This window comes from Mycobacterium szulgai, assembly GCF_002116635.1.
Lineage (GTDB): Bacteria > Actinomycetota > Actinomycetes > Mycobacteriales > Mycobacteriaceae > Mycobacterium > Mycobacterium szulgai.
Genome location: NZ_LQPW01000176.1, coordinates 70,792 through 92,490, shown reverse-complemented (window position 1 = coordinate 92,490; position 21,699 = coordinate 70,792). Strand labels below are relative to the sequence as shown.

13 protein-coding genes are annotated in these 21,699 nt (G+C 67.7%); 9 read left to right on the top strand and 4 right to left on the bottom strand.

Annotated features, from left to right (window positions below; genetic code table 11):
* Complete coding sequence (locus tag AWC27_RS28535; protein ID WP_085674134.1) at nt 1–1,938, top strand: galactan 5-O-arabinofuranosyltransferase; 1,938 nt, start codon at nt 1–3, stop codon at nt 1,936–1,938.
* Entirely contained in the window at nt 1,938–5,210 is a 3,273-nt protein-coding gene (locus tag AWC27_RS28530; RefSeq protein WP_085674132.1) for an arabinosyltransferase domain-containing protein, read from the top strand. Before AWC27_RS28535 ends, AWC27_RS28530 begins: the two co-directional genes overlap by 1 nt.
* A gap of 6 nt (nt 5,211–5,216) precedes the next feature.
* Here AWC27_RS28530 and AWC27_RS28525 read toward each other — a convergent pair whose 3' ends face one another.
* The 3 genes from AWC27_RS28525 to AWC27_RS28515 all read right to left on the bottom strand — a co-directional run bounded on the left by AWC27_RS28525 (nt 5,217) and on the right by AWC27_RS28515 (nt 7,584).
* Nucleotides 5,217–5,558: a hypothetical protein gene (locus AWC27_RS28525; RefSeq protein ID WP_085674130.1), complete on the bottom strand. Its 342-nt coding sequence runs from the start codon at nt 5,556–5,558 to the stop codon at nt 5,217–5,219.
* 242 nt (nt 5,559–5,800) lie between these two features.
* Nucleotides 5,801–6,934: a BTAD domain-containing putative transcriptional regulator gene (locus AWC27_RS28520; protein ID WP_085674129.1), complete on the bottom strand. Its 1,134-nt coding sequence runs from the start codon at nt 6,932–6,934 to the stop codon at nt 5,801–5,803.
* An 8-nt stretch (nt 6,935–6,942) separates the two neighbouring features.
* Complete coding sequence (locus tag AWC27_RS28515) at nt 6,943–7,584, bottom strand: NAD(P)H-binding protein (RefSeq protein ID WP_085674128.1); 642 nt, start codon at nt 7,582–7,584, stop codon at nt 6,943–6,945.
* A gap of 469 nt (nt 7,585–8,053) precedes the next feature.
* Between AWC27_RS28515 and AWC27_RS28510 the strand changes: the two genes are divergently transcribed.
* The 4 genes from AWC27_RS28510 to embB are packed head-to-tail and all read left to right on the top strand — an operon-like array spanning nt 8,054 to nt 16,853.
* Entirely contained in the window at nt 8,054–9,091 is a 1,038-nt protein-coding gene (locus tag AWC27_RS28510; RefSeq protein ID WP_085674126.1) for a PPE family protein, read from the top strand.
* 20 nt (nt 9,092–9,111) lie between these two features.
* On the top strand, nt 9,112–10,284 hold the full coding sequence (locus tag AWC27_RS28505; RefSeq protein WP_085674124.1) for a PPE family protein: 1,173 nt from the start codon (nt 9,112–9,114) through the stop codon (nt 10,282–10,284).
* Nucleotides 10,285–10,341: 57 nt separating this feature from the next.
* Complete coding sequence (locus AWC27_RS28500) at nt 10,342–13,629, top strand: arabinosyltransferase domain-containing protein (protein ID WP_085674122.1); 3,288 nt, start codon at nt 10,342–10,344, stop codon at nt 13,627–13,629.
* Nucleotides 13,626–16,853, top strand: a complete 3,228-nt coding sequence (gene embB, locus AWC27_RS28495; protein WP_085674120.1) for an arabinosyltransferase EmbB — start codon at nt 13,626–13,628, stop codon at nt 16,851–16,853. The genes AWC27_RS28500 and embB overlap by 4 nt, the downstream gene beginning before the upstream one ends.
* 22 nt (nt 16,854–16,875) lie before the next feature.
* Here embB and AWC27_RS28490 read toward each other — a convergent pair whose 3' ends face one another.
* Nucleotides 16,876–18,342: an arylsulfotransferase family protein gene (locus AWC27_RS28490; RefSeq protein WP_245847568.1), complete on the bottom strand. Its 1,467-nt coding sequence runs from the start codon at nt 18,340–18,342 to the stop codon at nt 16,876–16,878.
* A gap of 37 nt (nt 18,343–18,379) precedes the next feature.
* Here AWC27_RS28490 and AWC27_RS28485 point away from each other — a divergent pair, with 37 nt between their 5' ends.
* The 3 genes from AWC27_RS28485 to AWC27_RS28475 all read left to right on the top strand — a co-directional run bounded on the left by AWC27_RS28485 (nt 18,380) and on the right by AWC27_RS28475 (nt 21,691).
* The gene (locus tag AWC27_RS28485; RefSeq protein ID WP_085674118.1) at nt 18,380–19,264 is read left to right on the top strand and encodes an SGNH/GDSL hydrolase family protein; all 885 of its coding nucleotides are present in this window, start codon (nt 18,380–18,382) and stop codon (nt 19,262–19,264) included.
* Between the two features lie 99 nt (nt 19,265–19,363).
* Nucleotides 19,364–19,879, top strand: coding sequence for a hypothetical protein (locus tag AWC27_RS28480; protein WP_085674252.1), 516 nt, complete (start codon nt 19,364–19,366; stop codon nt 19,877–19,879).
* A 24-nt stretch (nt 19,880–19,903) separates the two neighbouring features.
* Entirely contained in the window at nt 19,904–21,691 is a 1,788-nt protein-coding gene (locus AWC27_RS28475) for an acyl-CoA dehydrogenase family protein (protein WP_085674116.1), read from the top strand.
* The last annotated feature ends 8 nt before the right edge of the window (nt 21,692–21,699 follow it).

The window sequence follows — 21,699 nt, the reverse complement described above, 5'->3', positions numbered from 1 at the left end:
ATGCGCAATGCACTGGCCACGCTCGGCCAGATGGTCGTGGCGGTCCTGGTGGCCGTCGTGGTCGCGGTGGTCGCCCTGGTCGCCATCGCCCAAGTGCAGTGGCCGGCCTTTCCGTCGTCGAACCAGCTGCACGCGTTGACCACCGTCGGCCAGGTCGGTTGCCTGGCCGGGCTGGTGGCGACCGGGTGGGCATGGCGGCGCGGGCGATTCCTGGCGTTAGCCCAGCTCGGCGGGCTGGTGTTCGTATCCGCCTTCACCGTGGTGACGCTGGGCATGCCGCTGGGTGCCACCAAGCTCTATCTGTTCGGGATCTCAGTCGACCAGCAGTTCCGCACCGAATACCTGACCCGGCTCACCGACAGCGCGGCCCTGCAGGACATGACCTACCTCGGGCTGCCGCCGTTCTATCCGCCGGGCTGGTTCTGGATCGGCGGGCGCGCGGCGGCCCTCACCGGGACGCCGGCCTGGGAGATGTTCAAGCCGTGGGCGATCACCTCGATCACCATCGCGGTGGCCGTCGCGCTGGTGCTGTGGTGGCGACTGATCCGCTTCGAGTACGCCCTGCTGGTCACTATCGCCACCGCGGCGGTGACGCTGGCCTACAGCTCACCGGAGCCCTACGCCGCGATGATTACCGTGCTGCTGCCTCCAATGCTGGTGCTGACGTGGTCGGGGCTACGCGCCGGCGCCCGCGAACGTGAAGCTGGCTGCACACTCGAGGCCGAGCGCGAAGCTGGCTTCACGCTCGTGGCGACGACGAGGCGAGGATGGGCCGCGGTCGTGGGCGCCGGGATTTTCCTGGGCTTCGCGGCCACCTGGTACACGCTGCTACTGGCCTACAGCGCGTTCACCATCACGCTCATGGCGTTTTCGCTGGCCGCATCGCGGTGGCGCCACGACAAGAAGGCGGCGCTCGATCCCCTGCGCAGGCTGGCCGTCATCGCGGTCATCTCGGCGGCCATCGGAGCCACCACCTGGCTCCCCTACCTGCTCAAGGCAGCGACCAACCCGGTCAGCGACAGCGGCAGCGCCCAGCACTACCTGCCCGCCGACGGCGCCGAACTGACCTTCCCCATGCTGCAGTTCTCGCTGCTCGGTGCGATCTGCATGCTCGGCACACTGTGGCTGGTCATCAGGGCACGCAGCTCGGTCAGGGCCGGCGGTCTGGCCGTCGCCGTGCTGGCGATCTATCTGTGGTCGCTGCTGTCGATGTTGACCACGCTGGCGCGCACCACGCTGCTGTCCTTCCGGCTGCAGCCGACGCTGAGCGTGCTGCTGGTGGCCGCCGGCGCGTTCGGCTTCGTCGAGGCCGCGCAGGCACTGTCCAAGCGCAGCCGCGCCGCCCTTCCGGTAGCCGCCGCGATCGGCCTCACCGGCGCCATCGCGTTCAGCCAGGACATCCCCGACGTGCTGCGCCCCGACCTGACCATCGCCTATACCGACACCGACGGCAACGGCCAGCGGGGCGACCGCCGGCCACCCAGCAGCGAGAAGTACTACGCGGCCATCGACCAGGCCATCCAGCGCGTCACCGGCAAACCGCGCGACCAGACCGTCGTCCTGACCGCCGACTACAGCTTCCTGTCCTACTACCCCTACTGGGGCTTTCAGGGCTTGACGTCGCACTACGCCAACCCGCTGGCCCAATTCGACCAACGCGCCGCACGGATCGAGAGCTGGTCCAAGCTCAAGACGGCTGACGAGCTGGTACACGCGCTGGACCAGCTGCCCTGGCCGGCGCCGACGGTCTTCCTGATGCGCCGCGGCGCGGGCAATACGTACACGTTGCGACTGGCCGAAGACGTCTACCCCAACCAGCCCAACGTCCGGCGCTACACCGTGGACCTCAAGTCGGCGCTGTTCGCCGATCCGCGGTTCGCCGTGGAAACCATCGGCCCGTTCGTACTGGCCGTCCGCAAGCCGGTGGCGGGCGCCTGATGGCTACCGAAACCTCGCCGGTTGCCGCCAAGCAATTACCATCTACCTCCGTGAGCGACGCGGGAGCAAATTACCGGATCGCTCGGTACGTCGCCGTCGTCGCCGGTCTGCTGGGCACGGTGCTGGCGCTGGCCACTCCCCTGCTGCCGGTCAAGCAGACCACCGCCCAACTGAACTGGCCGCAGAACGGCACCTTCAGCAGCGTCGAAGCGCCGCTGATCAGCTATGTCGCCACCGATCTGAACATCAGCGTGCCGTGTCAGGCCGCGGCCGGACTGGCCGGACCGGAGAACACCAACAAGACGGTGCTGCTATCGACTGTGCCCAAGCAGGCCCCCAAGGCCATCGACCGCGGTCTGCTGCTGCAGCGCGCCAACGACGACCTGGTGCTGATCGTGCGCAACGTCCCGGTGGTCAGCGCCCCCCTGAGCCAGGTGCTCGGTCCGGCCTGCCAACGCTTGACGTTCACCGCGCACGCCGACAAGGTCGTCGCCGAGTTCGTCGGGCTCAAGCAGGGACCCAACACCGAGCATCCGGGTGAGCCGCTGCGTGGTGAAAAGGGCGGCTACGACTTCCGCCCGCAGATCGTCGGCATCTTCACCGACCTGTCGGGACCGGTACCGCCGGGCCTGAGCTTTTCGGCGACCGTCGATACCCGCTACAGCAGCAGCCCCACCCCGCTGAAGATGGCGGCGATGATCCTGGGGCTGGTGCTGACCGCCGGCGCTCTGATCGCCCTGCACCTCCTGGATACTGCCGACGGCACCCGGCACCGGCGCTTCCTGCCCGCGCGCTGGTGGTCGGTCGGCGGGCTGGACGCGCTGGTGATCGCGGTGCTGGTGTGGTGGCATTTCGTCGGCGCCAACACCTCTGACGACGGCTACATCCTGACCATGGCCCGGGTGTCCGAACATGCCGGGTACATGGCGAATTACTACCGCTGGCTGGGCACGCCCGAGGCTCCGTTCGGCTGGTACTACGACCTGCTGGCGCTGTGGGCGCATGTCAGCACCGCCAGCATCTGGATGCGGCTGCCCACTCTGTTGATGGCACTGACCTGTTGGTGGGCGATCAGCCGCGAAGTCATCCCGCGGCTGGGTCATGCCGTCAAGCAGAGCCGGGCCGCGGCGTGGACGGCTGCCGGAATGTTTCTGGCGGTCTGGTTGCCGCTGGACAACGGCCTGCGCCCCGAACCGATCATCGCCCTGGGAATCCTGCTGACCTGGTGCTCGGTGGAGCGGGCGGTCGCCACCAACCGGCTGCTGCCGGTGGCGACCGCCTGCATCATCGGCGCTCTGACGCTGTTCTCCGGGCCGACCGGTATCGCCTCGATCGGGGCGCTGCTGGTGGCGATCGGACCGTTGCGCACCATCGTGCACCGTCGGTCCAAACAGTTCGGCGCGCTGGCGCTATTGGCGCCCATCGTGGCGGCCACGACGGTCACCGTCATCCTGATCTTCCGCGATCAGACCCTGGCCGGCGAGATGCAGGCGACCGCCCTCAAGCGCGCGCTGGGCCCCAGCCTGAGCTGGTTCGACGAGCACATCCGCTACGAGCGACTGTTCATGGCCAGCCCCGACGGTTCGGTGGCCCGGCGCTTCGCGGTGCTGGCATTGATTCTCGCGCTGGCCATCACGGTGGCGATGTCGTTGCGCAAGGGCCGAATTCCGGGCACGGCCGCCGGACCGAGCCGTCGCATCGTCGGGATCACCATCATCTCGTTCCTGGCGATGATGTTCACCCCCACCAAGTGGACACACCACTTCGGCGTGTTCGCCGGGCTGGCCGGATCACTGGGTGCACTGGCCGCGGTAGCGGTGACCGCCACGGCCATGCGCTCGCGGCGCAACCGAACAATGTTCGCCGCCGTGGTGTTGTTCTTGGTGGCGCTCTCCTTCGCCAGCGTCAACGGCTGGTGGTATGTCTCCAGTTTCGGTGTGCCGTGGTCGAATTCGTTCCCGCAGTGGCGCTTCGGCTTTACCACCGTGCTGCTGGCGCTGACCGTGCTGGTACTGCTGCTGGCGGCGTGGTTCCACTTCATCGCCACCCAGGACGGACCGCCGAGAACTCGGTTTGGGACCCGGCTGGCCGGAATTGTCCAGTCTCCGTTGGCAATTGCGACGTGGCTACTGGTCACCTTCGAGGTCGTATCGCTGACGCTGGCGATGACCTCGCAGTATCCGGCGTGGACGGTGGGCCGGTCCAACCTGCAAGCGCTCACCGGTAAGACCTGCGGCCTGGCCGAGGACGTCTTGGTGGAACTCGACCCCAACGACGGGATGCTGCCGCCGGTGAGCGCTTCAGTGGCAGACGCGCTGGGCGCGGGCCTCTCAGAAGCGTTCACGCCCAACGGTATTCCCGCCGACGTCTCCGCCGACCCGGTGATGGAACGCCCAGGGGACCGCAGTTTCGTCAACGACGACGGCATGATCACCGGCACCGAAGCGGGCACCGAGGGCGGCACCACCGTCGCGGCCGGGATCAACGGTTCGCGGGCGCGGCTGCCGTTCAACCTCGATCCGGGCCGCACGCCCGTGCTGGGCAGCTGGCGGGCCGGCATCCAGGTTCCCGCCATGCTGCGGTCGGGCTGGTACCGGCTGCCGCCGAAGGATCAGCGCGCCAAGACGCCGCTGCTGGTGGTATCGGCCGCCGGACGGTTCGACCCGCGCGAGGTCCAGGTGCAGTGGGCCACCGACGAGGAAGCCGCCGCCGGACACCACAGTGGCTCAATGGGATTCGCCGATGTCGGCGCCGTCCCGGCCTGGCGCAACCTGCGCGCGCCGCTGTCGGCCATCCCCAGCACCGCGACCCAGGTTCGCCTGGTCGCCGACGACAACGACCTGGCACCCCAGCACTGGATTGCGCTAACCCCGCCCCGGATTCCGCAGCTGCGCACGCTACAAGACGTGGTGGGCTCGACGGATCCGGTGTTCCTGGACTGGCTGGTGGGTCTGGCGTTCCCGTGCCAGCGACCGTTCGGCCATCAAAACGGCGTCGACGAAACCCCGAAGTGGCGCATCCTGCCAGACCGGTTCGGCGCCGAGGCCAACTCACCGGTGATGGACAACAACGGCGGTGGCCCGCTGGGTGTGACCGAACTGCTGGTGCACGCAACGACGGTGGCCAGCTACCTCAAAGGTGACTGGTTCCGGGACTGGGGCGCGTTGCAGCGCTTAACGCCCTACTACCCCGACGCGCAACCGGTCCGCCTGGAACTGGGAACGGTGACCCGAAGTGGGTTGTGGAATCCTGCACCACTGCGCCGGGGTTAGAGCTTTCTACAGACCCGGCAGGCAGTTGATAAAGGGTATGCACGGCGGCGACGGCGGACGCGGCGGCGGAAATCCCTCGATGATCGTGGAGTCGGTTACCGGACTGTTCGGATCGAAATACCAAGGGTGACAGACACTTCTGTCCCAGTCGGGCATGTGCCGCATTACCGGCGAACCAGGGCACCACTGATAGGTGCAGCTGTTTGTCGGACTAGGTACCGTGCCGCCGTCCTGGCACACCATCGGGGCGGGGGTGGCGTGCGCGGTTGCGGCGGCCAGGCCCCACCCAGCGACCGCGACGCCGCCGGACAACACCGCGCCGGCGAGGATCCGGTTGATGGTGTTCATAGTTGATTCCTTTCGCTACTGTCGACCAGCCGCAGACTCGCCAGCCCCAGAGCGATAAGGAGATAGGCCGCCGTTGGCAGCGGCACTATGGGCGGGGCAGGGATGCCCGCAAGTCTCGTCATTGGGCTCATGAGTGGTCCTGACGTTCGGCATGGGTAGCTCCCGTTCGGGAGACGCCGTTAGCTTGCGGCGCGCCCCTTGCCCGTCAGTCGCGAGATTCTTGCAGAATTCTTGCGCGGGATTCAGCCGCGGCGGACCTCGAAGGTGAACTCGTGCCCACAGATACAGATGTGGTCGCCATCGGTAAGCCGGGCGCTGCCCTGGATCGCCTGCCCGCGCACCTCGACACCGTTGGTCGAGCGTAGATCGGTGATCATGAAACCTGTTCCCGTATCGAGGATTACGGCGTGGTGACGACTGACGTCGGTGTCGTCGATGACGACGTCGTTATCGGTCGAACGGCCGATCCGGGTGGTGGCCCCCAGCAACGGATGGCGCCGTCCCGCCTTGTCGCGCAGCTGCGCAACAACCGATGCCGGGGCCCCGGCCGGCTGTTCGTCCTCCCGGAAAGCAGCGCGCCGGTGCGTTTTCAGAGCGGCGCGCTGACCGCCGACGGGCTCCTGACGCAGGATGCGCTCATGCAATGCAGTGAGCGTCGGACCGGGGTCGATGCCGAGCCCCTCCACCAACGCCGTCTTAAGCCGCCGATAGGCACCCAGCGCATCGGACTGGCGTTCGGTGACGTAGTACGCGGTGATCAGCTGCGCCCACAGCGGTTCCCGAAACGGGTGTTCGGCGGTCAGCGCCTCGAGCTCGGCGATCACCGCTTCGGCCCGCCCACAAGCGATTTCGGCTTCGGCGCGGGCGGTGTGTGCGGCGACCTTGTCTTCGGCCAGCGAGGTGGCGAACGCCTCGACAAACGCGTACCCGCGCAGATCGTCGAGTACCGGCCCGCGCCACTGCGCCAGCGCGGCAGACAGATGGTTGCTGGCATCCTCGAACCGCCCGGCCGCGGCGGCCGCGGCACCGGCTCTTTTCTCGGTGAGAAAGCGGCCGATGTCGCAGTCGGCGTCGGGGATGTTCAGTTGGTAGCCCGGCGGTGCGCTCGCCAGCACCTGGTTGGGGTCGACTCCGGTGGTGCGCAGCAGCCGGCGCAGATTGGAGATGTGCGACTGGATGCTGGTGCGGGCGGCCGGCACCGGGTCGTCATCCCACACCGCGTTCGTCAGCGCATCGACGGATACCGGGCGGTTGCGGTTGATCGCCAGCACGGCCAGCACCGCCCGCTGCTTGGCAGGACCCAAGGGAACCGGGGTGCCGTTGGAAACCAGCTGCAATGGCCCGAGTACGCCGAAGCGGAGGTCTACGTTGTTCATCGCGTCGATCAGGTGTGCGAATAGTGGACGTGCACGCCGGGATTCTGCGCCTTGGCCACCTCGATCAGGTGGCGCGCAACCTCAGCGGTGGCGACCGGACGGTAGCGGGCCAGCGGGCCGATCAGCAGCAGGTTGGCCAGCGGTGTCAGCTTCTTGAACGCGTCTTCGGCGGGCCTGTTGTCCGGGCGGGACGCCAGCAGCAGCGATGGCCGGAAGATCTGGACCGCAGGCAGCGGCAACGCCGAAACCGCCTGCTCCGCCTCGGCTTTGACCCGGCTGTAGTAGAAGGGCGATTTCGGGCTGGTACCGATGCCGGACACCAGCAGGAACTGCCGTGCCTTGGCGTCGGCGGCCAGCTCGGCAAGCTTGACGACGTAGCCGTAGTCGACCCTGCGGAACGCCTCCTTCGAACCCGCCTGCGAGGCCGTAGTGCCCAGACAGCAGAAAACATCGGCGTCGGCGAACAAGTCGCCCTGCGCGTCGAGATCATCGAAGTTGACGACGTGCTCGCTCAACTTCGGGTCCTCGGTCCCGCTCGGGCGGCGCACCAATGAATGAACCCGTCCCCAGTCAGGGTCTTTGAGCAGCGCCCGAAGCACCTCGCCGCCCACGGCGCCGCTTGCACCGGCCAAAACCGCGGTCCTCGTCATTCATGGCAGAGTAGCCCGGCCCCACCCTCGGCGCGGCCAGTCCGCGAACTGGTCGTGTCGGCACGGCGGCAGCCCACGAGCAAACGCTCCGCATGGCGAGTGTATGCATAAGCGACTATTGCGATAGACATCTTTTGCTCGCCCTGATTTTTTGTGTGAAATGCAAGTCTCGGTTGCGCCACGCGGGCACCATCCGGATACCGACGGAATGGCGGCGGCTGCTCTCGCCTGGCGGCTGGCGGAACCATCTGCGCAGGTGAAAGCACGTATGGGCACGCACGCCGAGCAATCACCAAGTGATGTGGGGCCGACATCGCGGCGCCCTCCACGCGGCCATCCATCGACCCGATCGACGTTTGTCTCTCGCTCAGCGCAAAGGCGATGTGCACTTTAGCCTCACAGCCAGCAACTTTGTCTGAAACGTCGGTGCGGCTAACAACTACCTGAGGCGGACTAACAATCGATGCTGATGGATTTCGGGGCCTTGCCCCCTGAGATCAACTCCGGTCGTATGTACGCCGGCCCCGGCTCGGGACCGATGCTGGCCGCCGCGTCCGCCTGGGACGAGCTGGCCTCTGACCTGGCGTTTGCTGCCTCCGGCTACGGCTCGGTGATCTCGGAGCTCACCAGCTCGGCGTGGATCGGACCTGCATCCGCCGTCATGGTCGCCGCCGTCGCACCTTATGTGGCCTGGTTGAGCACCACCGCCGTACAGGCCGAGACGGCAAGCACACAGGCACGAGCCGCCGCGGTGGCTTACGAAACGGCCTTCGCGATGACATTGCCGCCGCCGGCGATCGCGGCCAATCGCGCTTTGCTGCTGATGCTCATCGCGACCAACCTCTTCGGCCAGAACGCAGGCGCGATCGCCGCCGCCGAATTTCACTACGCCGAGATGTGGGCCCAGGACGCCGCCGCCATGTTCGGTTACGCGGAGTCGGCGGCGATGGCCGCTGCGCTGACGCCGTTCACGCCGCCACCCACTATCGCCGGCCTAGTCGGTGCGACGGCACTCGCGGCTGCCACCGGCCTTTCGCCGACCGAATGGGCCGTGCTGCTCGCCTCGTTGGCCACTGCCGAAGGATTCATCTACGACGGGGCCGGTTTCACCCTGAACATCGAACAGATAGCGCAGATGTTGATCGTGGCGCCGAGTGGCGCAACGCTGGCGACGGCGGACGGTGTGGCGCAGGCTGGGGCCGGGTCCCTCGCGCCGGTACTGGCGCATGGCGCTGCCATCGAAGTGTCGGCGACGTTCGGCGCGGCCGCCAGCGTAGGTCGCCTGTCGGTGCCGCCGACGTGGACGCCGGCGCCGGCCAGTCCGTCCGCGCCCCCGGTGGCCGCCGCGGCATCGCCGGTCAGCTTTGTTCGTCCCGCGGCGACGGGCACAACGGCGAGCCTGCTGCGCGGCCTGCCGGTGAGCGGCCGCGGGCGCACCACCAACTTCGGCCAGCGCCGGCAAGGTTTCAGTCCCACGGTCGTGCACCGCCCGGTAGCTGCCGGATAGTCGTAAGGGGTTGTCAGCGAATGGATTTCGGAGCGCTTCCGCCGGAGGTCAATGCCGCGCGCATGTATGCCGGTCCGGGCTCGGCGCCGATGATGGCCGCCGCGTCGGCGTGGAACGGGCTGGCCACCGAATTGGGTGCGACCGCTGCCGGGTATGACGCGGTGATCAAGACGCTCAGCGGCGAGGAGTGGCTCGGCCCGGCCGCGGCGGCCATGGCCACTGCGGTGATTCCCTATGTGGCCTGGCTGAGCGCGACGGCGAACCAGGCTCAGCAGGCGGCCAAACAGGCAACCGCGGCCGCGGCGGCCTTCGAGACCGCGTTCTCGTCGATGGTGCCCCCGCCGGTTATCGCGGCCAATCGCGCCCAGCTCTCCTCGCTGGTTTCGACCAATCTGCTGGGCCTTAACGCCCCCGCGATCGCGGCAAATCAAACCCAGTACGGCGAGATGTGGGCGCAGGCCGCCATGACGATGTACGCCTACGCCGGGTCATCGGCCAGCGCCGCGGCGGTCACGCCATTCGCCCCGCCGCCACAGACCACCAATCCGGCGGGCGCGGCCGGCCAGGCCGCCGCGGTCACCCAGGCCGCGGGCACCGCTGCCGGTACCGCGCTGGTGCAATTGCTCTCGGCGCTGCCCAGCGCGTTGCAAGGTCTTTCCACGCCGATCTCGTCAGTGTTCAATGCGGCAGGGGCGTCCTCGATACCGAGTTGGCTGCAGGCGTTCCTGACCTGGTACGTGCCGGTGTCGCAGCTGATCTACAACACCACCGGCCTGCCGTATTTCGGCATCGGTATCGGCAACAGCCTGATTGGCTCGGCGCGGGCATTGGGCATGATCGGCCCGCAGGCCGCCGAAGCGGTTGCCGGAGCCGCTGCCGGGGCCGCACCGGCAGCCGCCAGCGCGGCGGGGGCGCTGGGCGGCGGTGGACCGGTCGCGGCGAGTCTGGCCAGCGCGAACTCCATCGGCAAGCTGTCGGTACCTCCGACATGGGCCCCCTCGGCACCGGCGCCCGCCGCTGTACCCGGGGCGCTACGACAGATCGACCAGATCGTCGAGGCCCCCGACACCGCTGCGGCGGGAAATTTGTTGGGTGGCATGCCGTTGTCCGGTGCGGGTGCGGGCACGGCAGGTAGCGGGCCTCGCTACGGGTTTCGGCCCACCGTCATGGCCCGTCCGCCGTTCGCGGGATAGCGCTGCGCGGCCCGGCATCCGAGAAGCCGACAGCCGCGTCGCCTACCATCGACCCTCGTGCCCCACGACGGTAATGAGCGATCCCACCGGATCGCCCGGTTGGTAGCCGTCGTCTCAGGAATTGCCGGCCTGCTGCTGTGCGTCTTGGTTCCGCTGCTCTCGGTGCGGCAGACCACGGCGACAATCCTGTGGCCGCAGGGCACTACCGGGCCAGGCACCAACGTCAGCCAGATCACCGCTCCGCTGGTCTCCGGGGCGCCGCGCGCGCTGGACATCTCCATCCCCTGCTCGGCCATGGCGACCCTGCCCGCCGATGGCGGCCTGGTGCTGTCCACGCTGCCGTCCGGCGGGGTGGACACCGGCAAGCACGGGCTGTTCGTCCGCGCCGACAAAGACACGATTGTCGTCGCCTTCCGCGACACCGTGGCCGCGGTGGCGCCCCGGGCGGCGGTCGCCCGCGGCTGCAGTGTGCTGCACATGTGGGCCGACGCCGGGGGCGCGGGGGCGGACTTCGTCGGCATTCCCGGCGCCCGGGGCACTCTGGCTCCGGAGAAGAAGCCGCAAATCGGTGGGATCTTCACCGACCTCAAGGTGCCCGCACAACCCGGGCTGTCCGCCCGCATCGACATCGACACCCGCTTCATCACCGCGCCCACCCTGGTCAAGAAGACCGCGATGATTCTGGGCACGCTGGCGGTCCTGACCGCCATCGTCGCCCTGGCCGTCTTGGACCGGCTCAGCCGGGGGCGGACGTCCTGGCGTGTTGGTCTGGGGGCCTGGCTGAGACGGGTGGGCTTTGCCACGTGGCTTACCGACGCCGGGGTGATCGCGATGCTGCTGCTCTGGCACGTGATCGGCGCGATCTCGTCCGACGACGGCTACAACCTCACCATCGCCCGGGTGGCGCCGAAGGCCGGCTACATCGCCAACTACTACCGCTACTTCGGGACCACCGAGGCGCCCTTCGATTGGTACTTCTCGGTGTTGTCGCGGATGGCCTCGATCAGCACCGCCGGCGTGTGGATGCGGCTACCGGCCACGCTGGCCGGGATCGCGTGCTGGCTGCTGATCAGCCACTGCGTGCTGCGCCGGCTGGGCCCCGGCAAGGGCGGGCTGGCGGGCAACCGGGTGTCGGTGCTGACCGCAGGGGCGGTGTTCGTGGCGGCCTGGCTGCCGTTCAACAACGGCTTGCGGCCCGAGCCGCTGATCGCCCTGGGCGTGCTGGTGACCTGGATGCTGGTGGAACGGGCGATCGCGCAGGGCATGCTGGCTCCGGCGGCGGTCGCCATCATCGTCGCGACGCTTACTGCGACGCTGGCACCCCAAGGTTTGATCGCCGTCGCCGCGCTGCTGACCGGGGCGCGGGCCATCGCCCAGATCATCCGGCGCCGGCGGGCCACCGACGGCTTACTGGCACCGCTGGCCGTCCTGGCCGCCGCGTTGGCGTTGATCACCGTGGTGGTCTTCCGCAGCCAGACGCTGGCCACGGTGGCCGAGTCGGCGCGCATCAAATACAAGGTCGGGCCCACGATCGCGTGGTACCAGGACTTCCTGCGCTATTACTTCCTGACCGTCGAAAGCAATGCGGACGGATCGATGGCCCGCCGCTTCGCCGTGCTGGTGCTGCTGCTCTGCATGTTCGGGGTGCTTTTCGTGCTGCTGCGGCGGGGCGGGGTTGCAGGGCTGGCCAGCGGTCCGGCCTGGCGGCTGATCGGCACCACGGCGCTGGGTCTGCTGCTGTTGACGTTCACCCCCACCAAGTGGGCGATTCAGTTCGGCGCCTTCGCCGGGCTGGCCGGTGCCCTGGGCGCCGTCACCGCGTTCACCGTCGCCCGGATCGGTCTGCACAGCCGACGCAATCTGGCGCTGTACGTCACCGCACTGCTGTTCGTGCTGGCCTGGGCCACCTCGGGGATCAACGGGTGGTTCTACGTCGGCAACTACGGCGTGCCGTGGTATGACATCCAGCCGGTCATCGCCAGCCACCCGGTGACCACGATGTTCCTGATGCTGTCGATCGTGACCGGATTGCTGGCAGCTTGGTACCACTTCCGGATGGACTACGCCGGCCACACCGAGGTCAAGGACAACCGGCGCAACCGCGTCCTGGCTTCCACACCGCTGCTCGTGGTCGCGGTGATCATGGTGCTGGGCGAAGTCGGTTCGATGGCCAAGGGTGCGGTGTTCCGCTACCCGCTCTACACCACCGCCAAGGCCAACCTGGCTGCGCTGGAATCCGGGCTTTCGCCCACCAGCTGCGCCATGGCAGACGACGTGCTGGCCGAACCCGACCCCAATGCCGGCATGCTGCAACCGGTCCCGGGCCAGACCTTCGGTCCCGGGGGCCCGCTCGGCGGCATCAACCCGCTCGGCTTCAAACCCGAAGGCGTCGGCGACGACCTGAAATCCGACCCGGTGGTGAGCAAGCCCGGCGTGGTCAATTCCGACGCGTCACCCAACAAACCCAACGCCGCCATCACCGACTCCGCGGGCACCGCCGGCGGCAAAGGGCCGGTCGGAGTGAACGGGTCGCACGCGGCGCTGCCGTTCGGGCTGGATCCCGCGCGCACCCCGGTGATGGGCAGCTACGGCGAGAACACGCTGGCCGCGCGGGCCACTTCGGCCTGGTACCAGTTGCCGCCGCGATCCCCCGACCGGCCGATCGTGGCCGTCGCCGCTGCCGGGGCGATCTGGTCATACAAGGAAGACGGCGACTTCGTCTACGGCCAGTCACTGAAACTGCAGTGGGGCGTAAGCAAGCCCGACGGCAGCATCGCCCCGCTCGGCGAGGTCTTCCCGATCGACCTCGGGCCGCAACCCGCGTGGCGCAACTTGCGCTTCCCCTTGAACTGGGCCCCGCCGGAGGCCGATGTGGCTCGCATCGTCGCTTATGACCCGAACCTGAGCCCCGAGCAGTGGTTCGCGTTCACCCCGCCGCGAGTGCCGGTGCTGCAAACGCTGCAGCAGCTGATCGGGTCGCAAACCCCGGTGTTGATGGACATCGCGACCGCCGCCAACTTCCCCTGCCAACGGCCGTTCTCCGAACACCTTGGCGTCGCCGAACTTCCGCAGTTCCGCATCATGCCCGACCACAAGCAGACCGCGGTGTCGTCGAACCTGTGGGAGTCCGCCTCCACCGGCGGACCGTTCATGTTCACCCAGGCGTTGCTGCGCACCTCGACGATCGCTACCTATCTGCGCGGCGACTGGTACCGCGACTGGGGAACGGTGGAGCAGTACTACCCGCTGGTGCCGCCCAATCAGGCGCCCGAGGCCGTCATCCAGGAAGGCGTGATCACGGTGCACGGCTGGAGCCGGCAGGGACCGATTAGGGCTCTGCCATGACCGTCACGACCGACGCACTCAAGACCGAGGCGACCCGCGACGTGCGAGTGACGCGCTGGGTGGCCACGATCGCCGGCTTGATCGGCTTTGTGCTGTCGGTCGCGACACCGCTGTTGCCCGTCGTACAGACCACCGCGATGCTCAACTGGCCGCAGCAGGGCCAGCTGAATAGTGTTACGGCGCCGTTGATTTCGCTGACACCGGTCGACTTCACCGCCACCGTGCCGTGCGAGATGGTGCGCGGCATGCCCGCCGACGGCGGGGTAATTCTGGGCACCGCGCCCAAGCAGGGCAAAGACGCCAACCTGCAGGCGTTGTTCGTCGTGGTCAGCAAGCAGCGCGTCGACGTCACCGACCGCAATGTGGTGATCCTGTCGGTGCCACGCGATCTGGTGGTCGGCGGCGCAAACGGGCCGGGATGTTCAAACATCGACATCACCTCCACACACGCCGGCACCTTCGCCCACTTCGTCGGGCTGAACGATCCGCGGGGTGCGCCGCTGCGCAGCGGCTTCCCAGACCCGAACCTGCGCCCGCAGATCGTCGGAGTCTTCACCGACCTGACCGGACCCGCGCCGCCCGGGCTGAAGCTCTCCGCGACCATCGACACCCGCTTCTCCACCACGCCGACAACGCTGAAACTGTTGGCGATCGTCGGAGCGATCGTGGCCACCGTCGTCGCGCTGGCCGCGCTGTGGCGCCTCGACCAGCTCGACGGCCGCCGGATGCGTCGGCTGCTGCCAGCTAACTGGCGTACGTTCACTCTGCTGGACGGCGTGGTGATATTCGCGTTCCTGCTCTGGCACGTGATGGGCGCCAACTCCTCCGACGACGGCTACATCCTGGGCATGGCGCGCGTAGCCGACCACGCGGGCTACATGTCCAACTATTTCCGCTGGTTCGGCAGCCCCGAAGACCCGTTCGGCTGGTACTACAACCTGCTCGCGCTGATGACGCACGTCAGCGACGCCAGCATCTGGATGCGGCTGCCGGACCTGTTCGCCGGGCTCGTGTGCTGGCTGCTGCTCTCGCGCGAAGTATTGCCTCGGCTGGGCCCGGCGGTGGCGGCCAGCAAACCGGCCAACTGGGCGGCGGCCATGGTGCTACTGACCGCGTGGATGCCGTTCGACAACGGGCTGCGCCCGGAGGGCATCATCGCGCTCGGCTCGCTGGTGACCTACGTGCTGATCGAGCGGTCCATGCGGTACAGCCGGCTCACACCGGCGGCGCTGGCCATCATCACCGCGGCTTTCACGTTGGGCGTGCAACCCACCGGCCTGATCGCGGTGGCCGCGCTGGTGGCCGGTGGCCGACCGATCCTGCGAATCCTGGCCAAACGCCGTCGGCTGGTCGGCACGCTGCCGCTGCTGTCGCCGATGCTGGCCGCCGGCACCATCATCCTGACCGTGGTGTTCGCCGACCAGACCCTGTCAACGGTGTTGGAGGCCACCAGGGTTCGCAGCAAGATCGGGCCCAGCCAGGCCTGGTACACCGAGAACCTGCGCTACTACTACCTCATCCTGCCGACCGTCGACGGCTCGCTCTCGCGCCGGTTCGGCTTCCTGATCACCGCGCTGTGCCTGTTCACCGCCGTCTTCATCATGTTGCGGCGCAAGCGAATTCGTGGTGTGGCCCGCGGGCCGGCCTGGCGGCTGGCCGGCGTCATCTTCGGCACCATGTTCTTCTTGATGTTCACCCCCACCAAGTGGGTGCACCACTTCGGGCTGTTCGCCGCAGTGGGGGCCGCGATGGCCGCGCTGACGACGGTATTGGTATCGCCATCGGTGCTGCGCTGGTCGCGCAACCGGATGGCGTTTTTGGCGGCGGTGTTCTTCATGCTGGCGTTGTGTTTCGCCACCACCAACGGCTGGTGGTATGTCTCCAGCTACGGCGTGCCCTTCAACAGCACAATGCCCAAGATCGCCGGAATCACGGTCAGCACAATCTTTTTCATTCTGTTCGGGCTCGCGGCTTTGTATGCGGCCTGGTTGCACTTTGCGCCCCGCGGCAGCGGCGAGGGCCGGCTGACCCGAGCTTTGACCACAGCGCCGGTGTCTCTGGCAGCCGGCTTCATGGCGCTGGTGTTCGTCGCCTCGATGGGAATCGGGATCGTCCGGCAGTACCCCACCTACTCCAACGGCTGGTCCAACCTGCGGGCATTCACCGGCGGTTGCGGTCTGGCCGACGACGTGCTCGTCGAGCCGGACCCCAACGCGGGCTTCATGACGCCGGTACCCGGCGATTACGGGCCACTGGGCCCCTTGGGTGGTGTCAACCCCGTCGGCTTCACCCCCGACGGCGTGCCGGAACACACCGTCGCCGAGGCGATGGTGATGAAGCCCAACCAGCCCGGCACCGACTACGACTGGGACGCGCCCACCAAGCTGAAGACGCCAGGCATCAACGGCTCCACGGTGCCGCTGCCCTACCAGCTTGATCCGGCCCGGGTGCCGTTGGCGGGCACCTATGCCACCGGCGCGCAGCAGCAGAGCAGGCTCGCCTCGGCATGGTATCTGCTGCCCAAGGCCGACGACGGGCATCCGCTGGTGGTCATCACCGCGGCGGGCAAGATCGCCGGCAACAGCGTGCTGCACCACTACACCGCCGGCCAGACCGTGGTGCTGGAATACGGAAAGCCCGGTCCCGCTGGGGATTTCGTACCGGGCGGCAGGCTGGTGCCTGACGACCTGTACGGCGAGCAACCCAAGGCGTGGCGCAACCTGCGCTTTGCCCGCGACCGGATTCCCGCCGACGCCGTCGCCGTCCGGGTGGTGGCCGAGGACCTGTCGCTGACGCCGGAGGACTGGATCGCGGTGACCCCGCCGCGGGTGCCGGAGCTGCGGTCGCTGCAGGAGTACGTCGGCTCGACGCAGCCGGTCCTGCTGGACTGGGCGGTTGGGCTGGCCTTCCCGTGTCAGCAGCCGATGCTGCACGTCAACGGCGTCACCGAGATACCGAAGTTCCGCATCACGCCGGACTACAACGCGAAGAAGTTGGACACCGACACCTGGGAGGACGGCACCAACGGCGGCCTGCTCGGAATCACCGACCTGCTGTTACGCGCCCACGTGATGGCCACCTATCTGTCGCGCGACTGGGCCCGCGACTGGGGATCACTGCGCAAGTTCGACACCCTGGTCGACGCGCCCCCGGCACAACTGGAATTGGGTACCGCGACCCGCAGCGGATTGTGGTCGCCGGGCAAGATCCGAATCGGGCCGTAGGGTAGCGTGCTCGAGCCCGCACTCAGCGCGGGACGGGCACCGATTGGGCGATGACGCCACCGCCGGCGTCCAGCGCCTGCAGCTGGTAGTAGCCGCCTTTGCCCGCAGGCACCGGGATCGCAGTGTCGTAACCCGACCACTCGACGGTGGAAAGCGTTGTCATGGAGCGACTTTCGGATCCATTGAGCAACCGCCACCGCCGCACCTCGGTGGCGCCGTTCCACACCGCGTGGGCGGTATTGTCGGTGAAGTTCAGGGTAGGTGGTTCGACGGGATCACCGGTCCACTCATTGAGGAAGGCGCGATAGGTGCCGCCGGTAAGGGTGGCGTCGTAGACCATGTCGCCGGCCGGGGTGAACTCGGCGATGTGTCCGGCGGTCCCCCAACCGGAGAAGGTATTGCCGCCGGGCAACTGTTGCAGGTTGCCCATGGCGCCGGTGCTCAGCTTGTCGGGATGGGTCTGCGCCCGGACCAAGTTGGCCCGGCGGCCGGCGAAATCCAGGTTGATCCATTTCAGGCTGGTCGGCACCGGGCCGCCGCTCGTTTGTCCGTCGTTGCCTTCGAAGTGATTGTCGAACAAGGTGAGCGTGTTGGCTTCGGGCATCTCGGCGTCGTGCTGGTAGGCGAACTCAACACCGGCACCCAGGGCAAACGTCGAATGCCGGCCGCCCAGTTGCCAATTGACGGCACCGCTGCGCGGATCGACATTGAACACTGTCGACATCGCCCGCATGCTGATCACCAGATTTCCCGCGGGATCCAGCGCGATCGAGTTCATGTGGTAGGGATCCAGCGTTTGCCCGGCGGTGTAGATGGCCGGCGAATCAGTGATCGGCACGTGGCTGAGCGCGTCCCATTGGAACAGCGTCCTGCCCGAGGCCACGTCCAGCACCGAAGCGATGCAGTTGTAGATCTTGCCGTCGCGGGGTCCGCCGATGGCCGTCAGGTCGGTCGTCACCTCCTGGTAAGACGTCACCAGTGCGTGCCCCGCCGGAGTGAGCCGGAATTCGTGGATGTCCGACGACAGATCCCCGCCGGGCGTCAGGGTGGCGATCACGTTGTAGTGGGCGTCGGCCAGGTAGCTGACGCCCAGGCCGTGGCCGCCCTGTTTGAGGCCCTGGTACCAGGTGAGCACCGGTTTGCCTTGATAGCTTTGGACCCGAAGGTTGCCGGCGGTCTGGCCGGTTGGCAATTGCCGTTGCCACACCACTTTTCCGGCCCGGTCGGCGATCACCAGCACGGCAGGCCGCGCGGTGTTGCCGGGATTGGCCGCCGTGGTACCGGAGACGAAGAAGAGGTATCCGGGGCCGCCACCGGCCTTGTTGACGTTGACGGTGTAGCCCAACGTCTCCGCCGTGACTTCGGTATCGGCCGCATCGGCTGCGGACCCGGTCTTGCCCGCCCTTGAACCACAAGCGGTCAGGCCGATCGCCAAAGCAGCCGCGGACACACCCAATTGACGTCGCGATATTCCGGATTCGCCGACCACCCAGCAAGGTTGTCATACCGACCTGGACACTAGATGGATGGTTTGGAAGCAGGCCGCTATCGCATCGCTGGTGAGTGCGGTGGCGCTCGCCTGCGCCGCGCCGGCGTCCGGGCCCGGACGGGCCGCGCGGCTGAACTATGTAGCGATGGGTGACTCGGTCGCCGCCGCACCCGGCGTACCGGAGCAAGCCCCGCCCCAGGGGTGTCACAAGTCGACCAACAACTATCCGTCGGTGCTGGCAGCACGACTCAAGCCGATTCGGTTCGTCGACGCCACCTGCAGCGGCGCGCACACCCTGGACATCATCAGCCGCCAACAGCAGACCCGCACCGGCTTGATCGACCGCCAACTCGACGCCGTCGGCCCCACCACCGATCTCATCACGATCACCATCGGCGCCAACGATGTCGGCCTGGCCTCGGACGCAGCGGCCTGCGAAGTCAAGTCGGCCAACGCCAAGCCCTGCACCACCCAATTCGTCGTCGGCGACGTCGACCGCATATCCGCCCAGATCGCCGCCGAGGTGCCGGTCTGGGCCTCGATGATCGACCAGGTCCGCGCCAAAGCGCCCCGCGCCCGAATCGTGCTGGTTGGTTACGGGACCCTCATCCGGCCCGGGGGATGTTTTCCCGCGCAGCCGGTACTCGCCCGTGACTCCGACTACCTGCAGGCCAAGTTGAACGAGCTCGACGAACGCCAACGCCAAGTCGCGGCCGCCGAGGGGGTCGACTACTTCGACACCAGGCCGATGTCGACGGGCCACGATATGTGCGCACCGCCGGCGCAACGGTACACCGAGGGCTATGAGGTGCGGGCGCCCGCAGTTGCCTTGCATCCCACCGCATTTGGCGCTGCCGCCGTGGGCAATGCGCTGGCCGACTACTTCGGGCTGCCGCCGGCCCGCTCGGCCGCGCGCAGCTGAACCGCGCCAATTGCCCGACCGCCAGGTTTAAATTTCCGAATTTCGTCAATTACTCAAGTCGGTCGGGGCTAACCCAATAGGTAAAAGATGGTGGGTCAAATGCGCGCTCTGACACGCTTAGGGGTATCCGCGGCGGCAATCACTCTGACAACTTCCTCGGCGATGCTCGGCGCAAATTTCGCCGCGGCTTCGCCCGGTTCAAGCGGCGGCACCATCGTCGCGTTGCGTTCGGCCATGCGGCAATGCGATTTCAGCCGCACCAACTATGCACCCATGGTTCCCCAGCCGCCGCTGGGCACCGGCTCGGCAATCATTCACAGGTCAGGGTCCGCCGTGGTCGCAGAGGTGAATCTGGTGAACAGCGCCGATCCGGGCATGCACTTCGACGTCGGGCTCATCCAGGCGCCCCGACCGTCGTCGAGTGGCTGTGGCCCCGGATCCCCGGGCACCGCCTTCACCGGCCTTGATATTGACGGGTCCGGCAGAGGAAGCGTGACCATTCAAGACACCATTCAGCAGGGCACAACGGGCGTCTGGGTCATTATCGAGCGTCCGAACGAGCATTCCCAGGATCCGGCCGAGTTCTACACGTCCGAGTTTGTCGCGCCCGTGTAGCCGTATTTGTAATACGGTCGCGGCATGAGCGAATACGACTCCGAGGCCGTCGACCGGCTACCCTTCTCCACACCGGAGAAGTCGGAGCGCTACCGCACCGAAAACTACGGCGGGGCAACGGGTCTCAATTGGTACCGCACCGATCCCACTCTGCAGCTCACGATGGCCTACTACTTATCGCCCGACGAGCTGGCGCTGGTCGAACCCGAGTTGATCCGCATCGGTGAGCTGATGGGCGGCCCGGTTTCCCGCTGGGCCGACGAGACTGACCGCAACCCGCCCCGGCTGGAACGCTACGACCGGTGGGGTCACGACATCAGCCGGGTCGTCATGCCGGAGTCGTTCAGCCAATCCAAGCGCGCGGTCCTGGCTGCCCAGCGAGAACTGCGCGAGGCGGCCCGCAGCGCGGGTTACCGATCCACACTGGCGATGTTCGCGTCCAACTACCTGCTCAACCAGGCCGACATCGGGATGGGTTGCGCGCTGGGCACCGGCGGCGGCATGGTCCAGTCGCTGGTGGCCGCCTATGCGCCGGCCGACGTGCGCGACCACGTGCTGGCCAAGTTCGACTCTGGGGAGTGGGCCGGCGAGACGGCGCAGCTATTGACCGAACGCACCGGCGGCTCGGACCTGGCCGCGCTGGAGACAACGGCTCGGCGCGCAGGCGAAGCGTGGCTGCTGAACGGCTTCAAATGGTTCGCATCCAACTGCGCCGGCGAGGCCTTCGTCGTAATGGCCAAACCCGAGGGCGCGCCGGATTCGAGCCGCGGGATCGCCAATTTTCTGGTGTTGCGCACCCGCCGCGACGGCTCCCGCAATGGGGTGCGCGTCCGTCGCCTCAAGGACAAGCTCGGCACCCGCTCAGTCGCCTCCGGCGAGGTCGAATTCGTTGACGCCGAAGCTTTCCTGCTGTCCGGCGAGCCAGGGACCGCTGACGTTCAAGCCGGACCGTCCGACGGCAAGGGCCTGGGCCGCATGATGGAGCTCACCAACGCAGCCCGGCTGGGTATCGCGCTGTTCGCGCTCGGTAATGCGCGCCGGGCGTTGGTCGAGTCGCTGTGTTACGCCAGGCAGCGGCGGGCGTTCGGCGGGGCGCTGATCGACAAGCCGCTGATGCGCCGCAAGCTGGCGGAGCTGATCGTCGACGTCGAGGCCGCCCAGGCGCTGGTGTTCGACGGCACCGGCGCCACCAACCACCGCCAGCCTAGAAGCATGCGGCAACGCATCGCAGTGCCGGTGACCAAGCTCAAGGTGTGCCGGCTCGGCATCACCGCGGCCTCCGACGCGATCGAGATCCACGGCGGCAACGGCTACATCGAAACCTGGCCGGTGGCAAGGCTTTTGCGCGATGCGCAGGTGAACACCATCTGGGAGGGCCCGGACAACATCCTGTGCCTGGACGTGCGGCGGGGCATTGAGCAATCACGCGCCCACGAGACGCTGCTGGCGCGGCTGCGCGACGCGGTGTCGGTGTCCGACGACGATCAGACGACGCGGCTGGTGGCCGAGCGCATCGAGGATCTCGACGCGGCGATAACCGCGTGGTCCAAACTCGACCGCGACACCGCAGAGGCGCGGCTGTTCCCGCTGGCGCAGTTCATGGGCGACGTCTACGCCGGTGCGCTGCTTACCGAGCAGGCGGCCTGGGAGGGCGCAACCCGCAGCAGTGATCGCAAGGCGCTGGTCGCCCGGCTGTATGCGCAGCGCTATCTCGCCGACCGCGGCCCGCTGCGTGGAATCGACGCCGACTCCGAGGAAGCACTCCAACGTTTCGACGAGCTGGCCGACGGGGCCTTTACGCCGGGACCCTGACCTTGGCG

What these genes read in the sequence shown, in the direction of transcription:
- AWC27_RS28535 (WP_085674134.1), top strand. Translation starts at nt 1, where the DNA reads ATGCGCAATGCACTGGCCACGCTCGGCCAGATGGTCGTGGCGGTCCTG.
- AWC27_RS28530 (WP_085674132.1), top strand. Translation starts at nt 1,938, where the DNA reads ATGGCTACCGAAACCTCGCCGGTTGCCGCCAAGCAATTACCATCTACC.
- AWC27_RS28525 (WP_085674130.1), bottom strand. Translation starts at nt 5,558, where the DNA reads ATGAACACCATCAACCGGATCCTCGCCGGCGCGGTGTTGTCCGGCGGC.
- AWC27_RS28520 (WP_085674129.1), bottom strand. Translation starts at nt 6,934, where the DNA reads ATGAACAACGTAGACCTCCGCTTCGGCGTACTCGGGCCATTGCAGCTG.
- AWC27_RS28515 (WP_085674128.1), bottom strand. Translation starts at nt 7,584, where the DNA reads ATGACGAGGACCGCGGTTTTGGCCGGTGCAAGCGGCGCCGTGGGCGGC.
- AWC27_RS28510 (WP_085674126.1), top strand. Translation starts at nt 8,054, where the DNA reads ATGGATTTCGGGGCCTTGCCCCCTGAGATCAACTCCGGTCGTATGTAC.
- AWC27_RS28505 (WP_085674124.1), top strand. Translation starts at nt 9,112, where the DNA reads ATGGATTTCGGAGCGCTTCCGCCGGAGGTCAATGCCGCGCGCATGTAT.
- embB (WP_085674120.1), top strand. Translation starts at nt 13,626, where the DNA reads ATGACCGTCACGACCGACGCACTCAAGACCGAGGCGACCCGCGACGTG.
- AWC27_RS28485 (WP_085674118.1), top strand. Translation starts at nt 18,380, where the DNA reads ATGGTTTGGAAGCAGGCCGCTATCGCATCGCTGGTGAGTGCGGTGGCG.
- AWC27_RS28480 (WP_085674252.1), top strand. Translation starts at nt 19,364, where the DNA reads ATGCGCGCTCTGACACGCTTAGGGGTATCCGCGGCGGCAATCACTCTG.
- AWC27_RS28475 (WP_085674116.1), top strand. Translation starts at nt 19,904, where the DNA reads ATGAGCGAATACGACTCCGAGGCCGTCGACCGGCTACCCTTCTCCACA.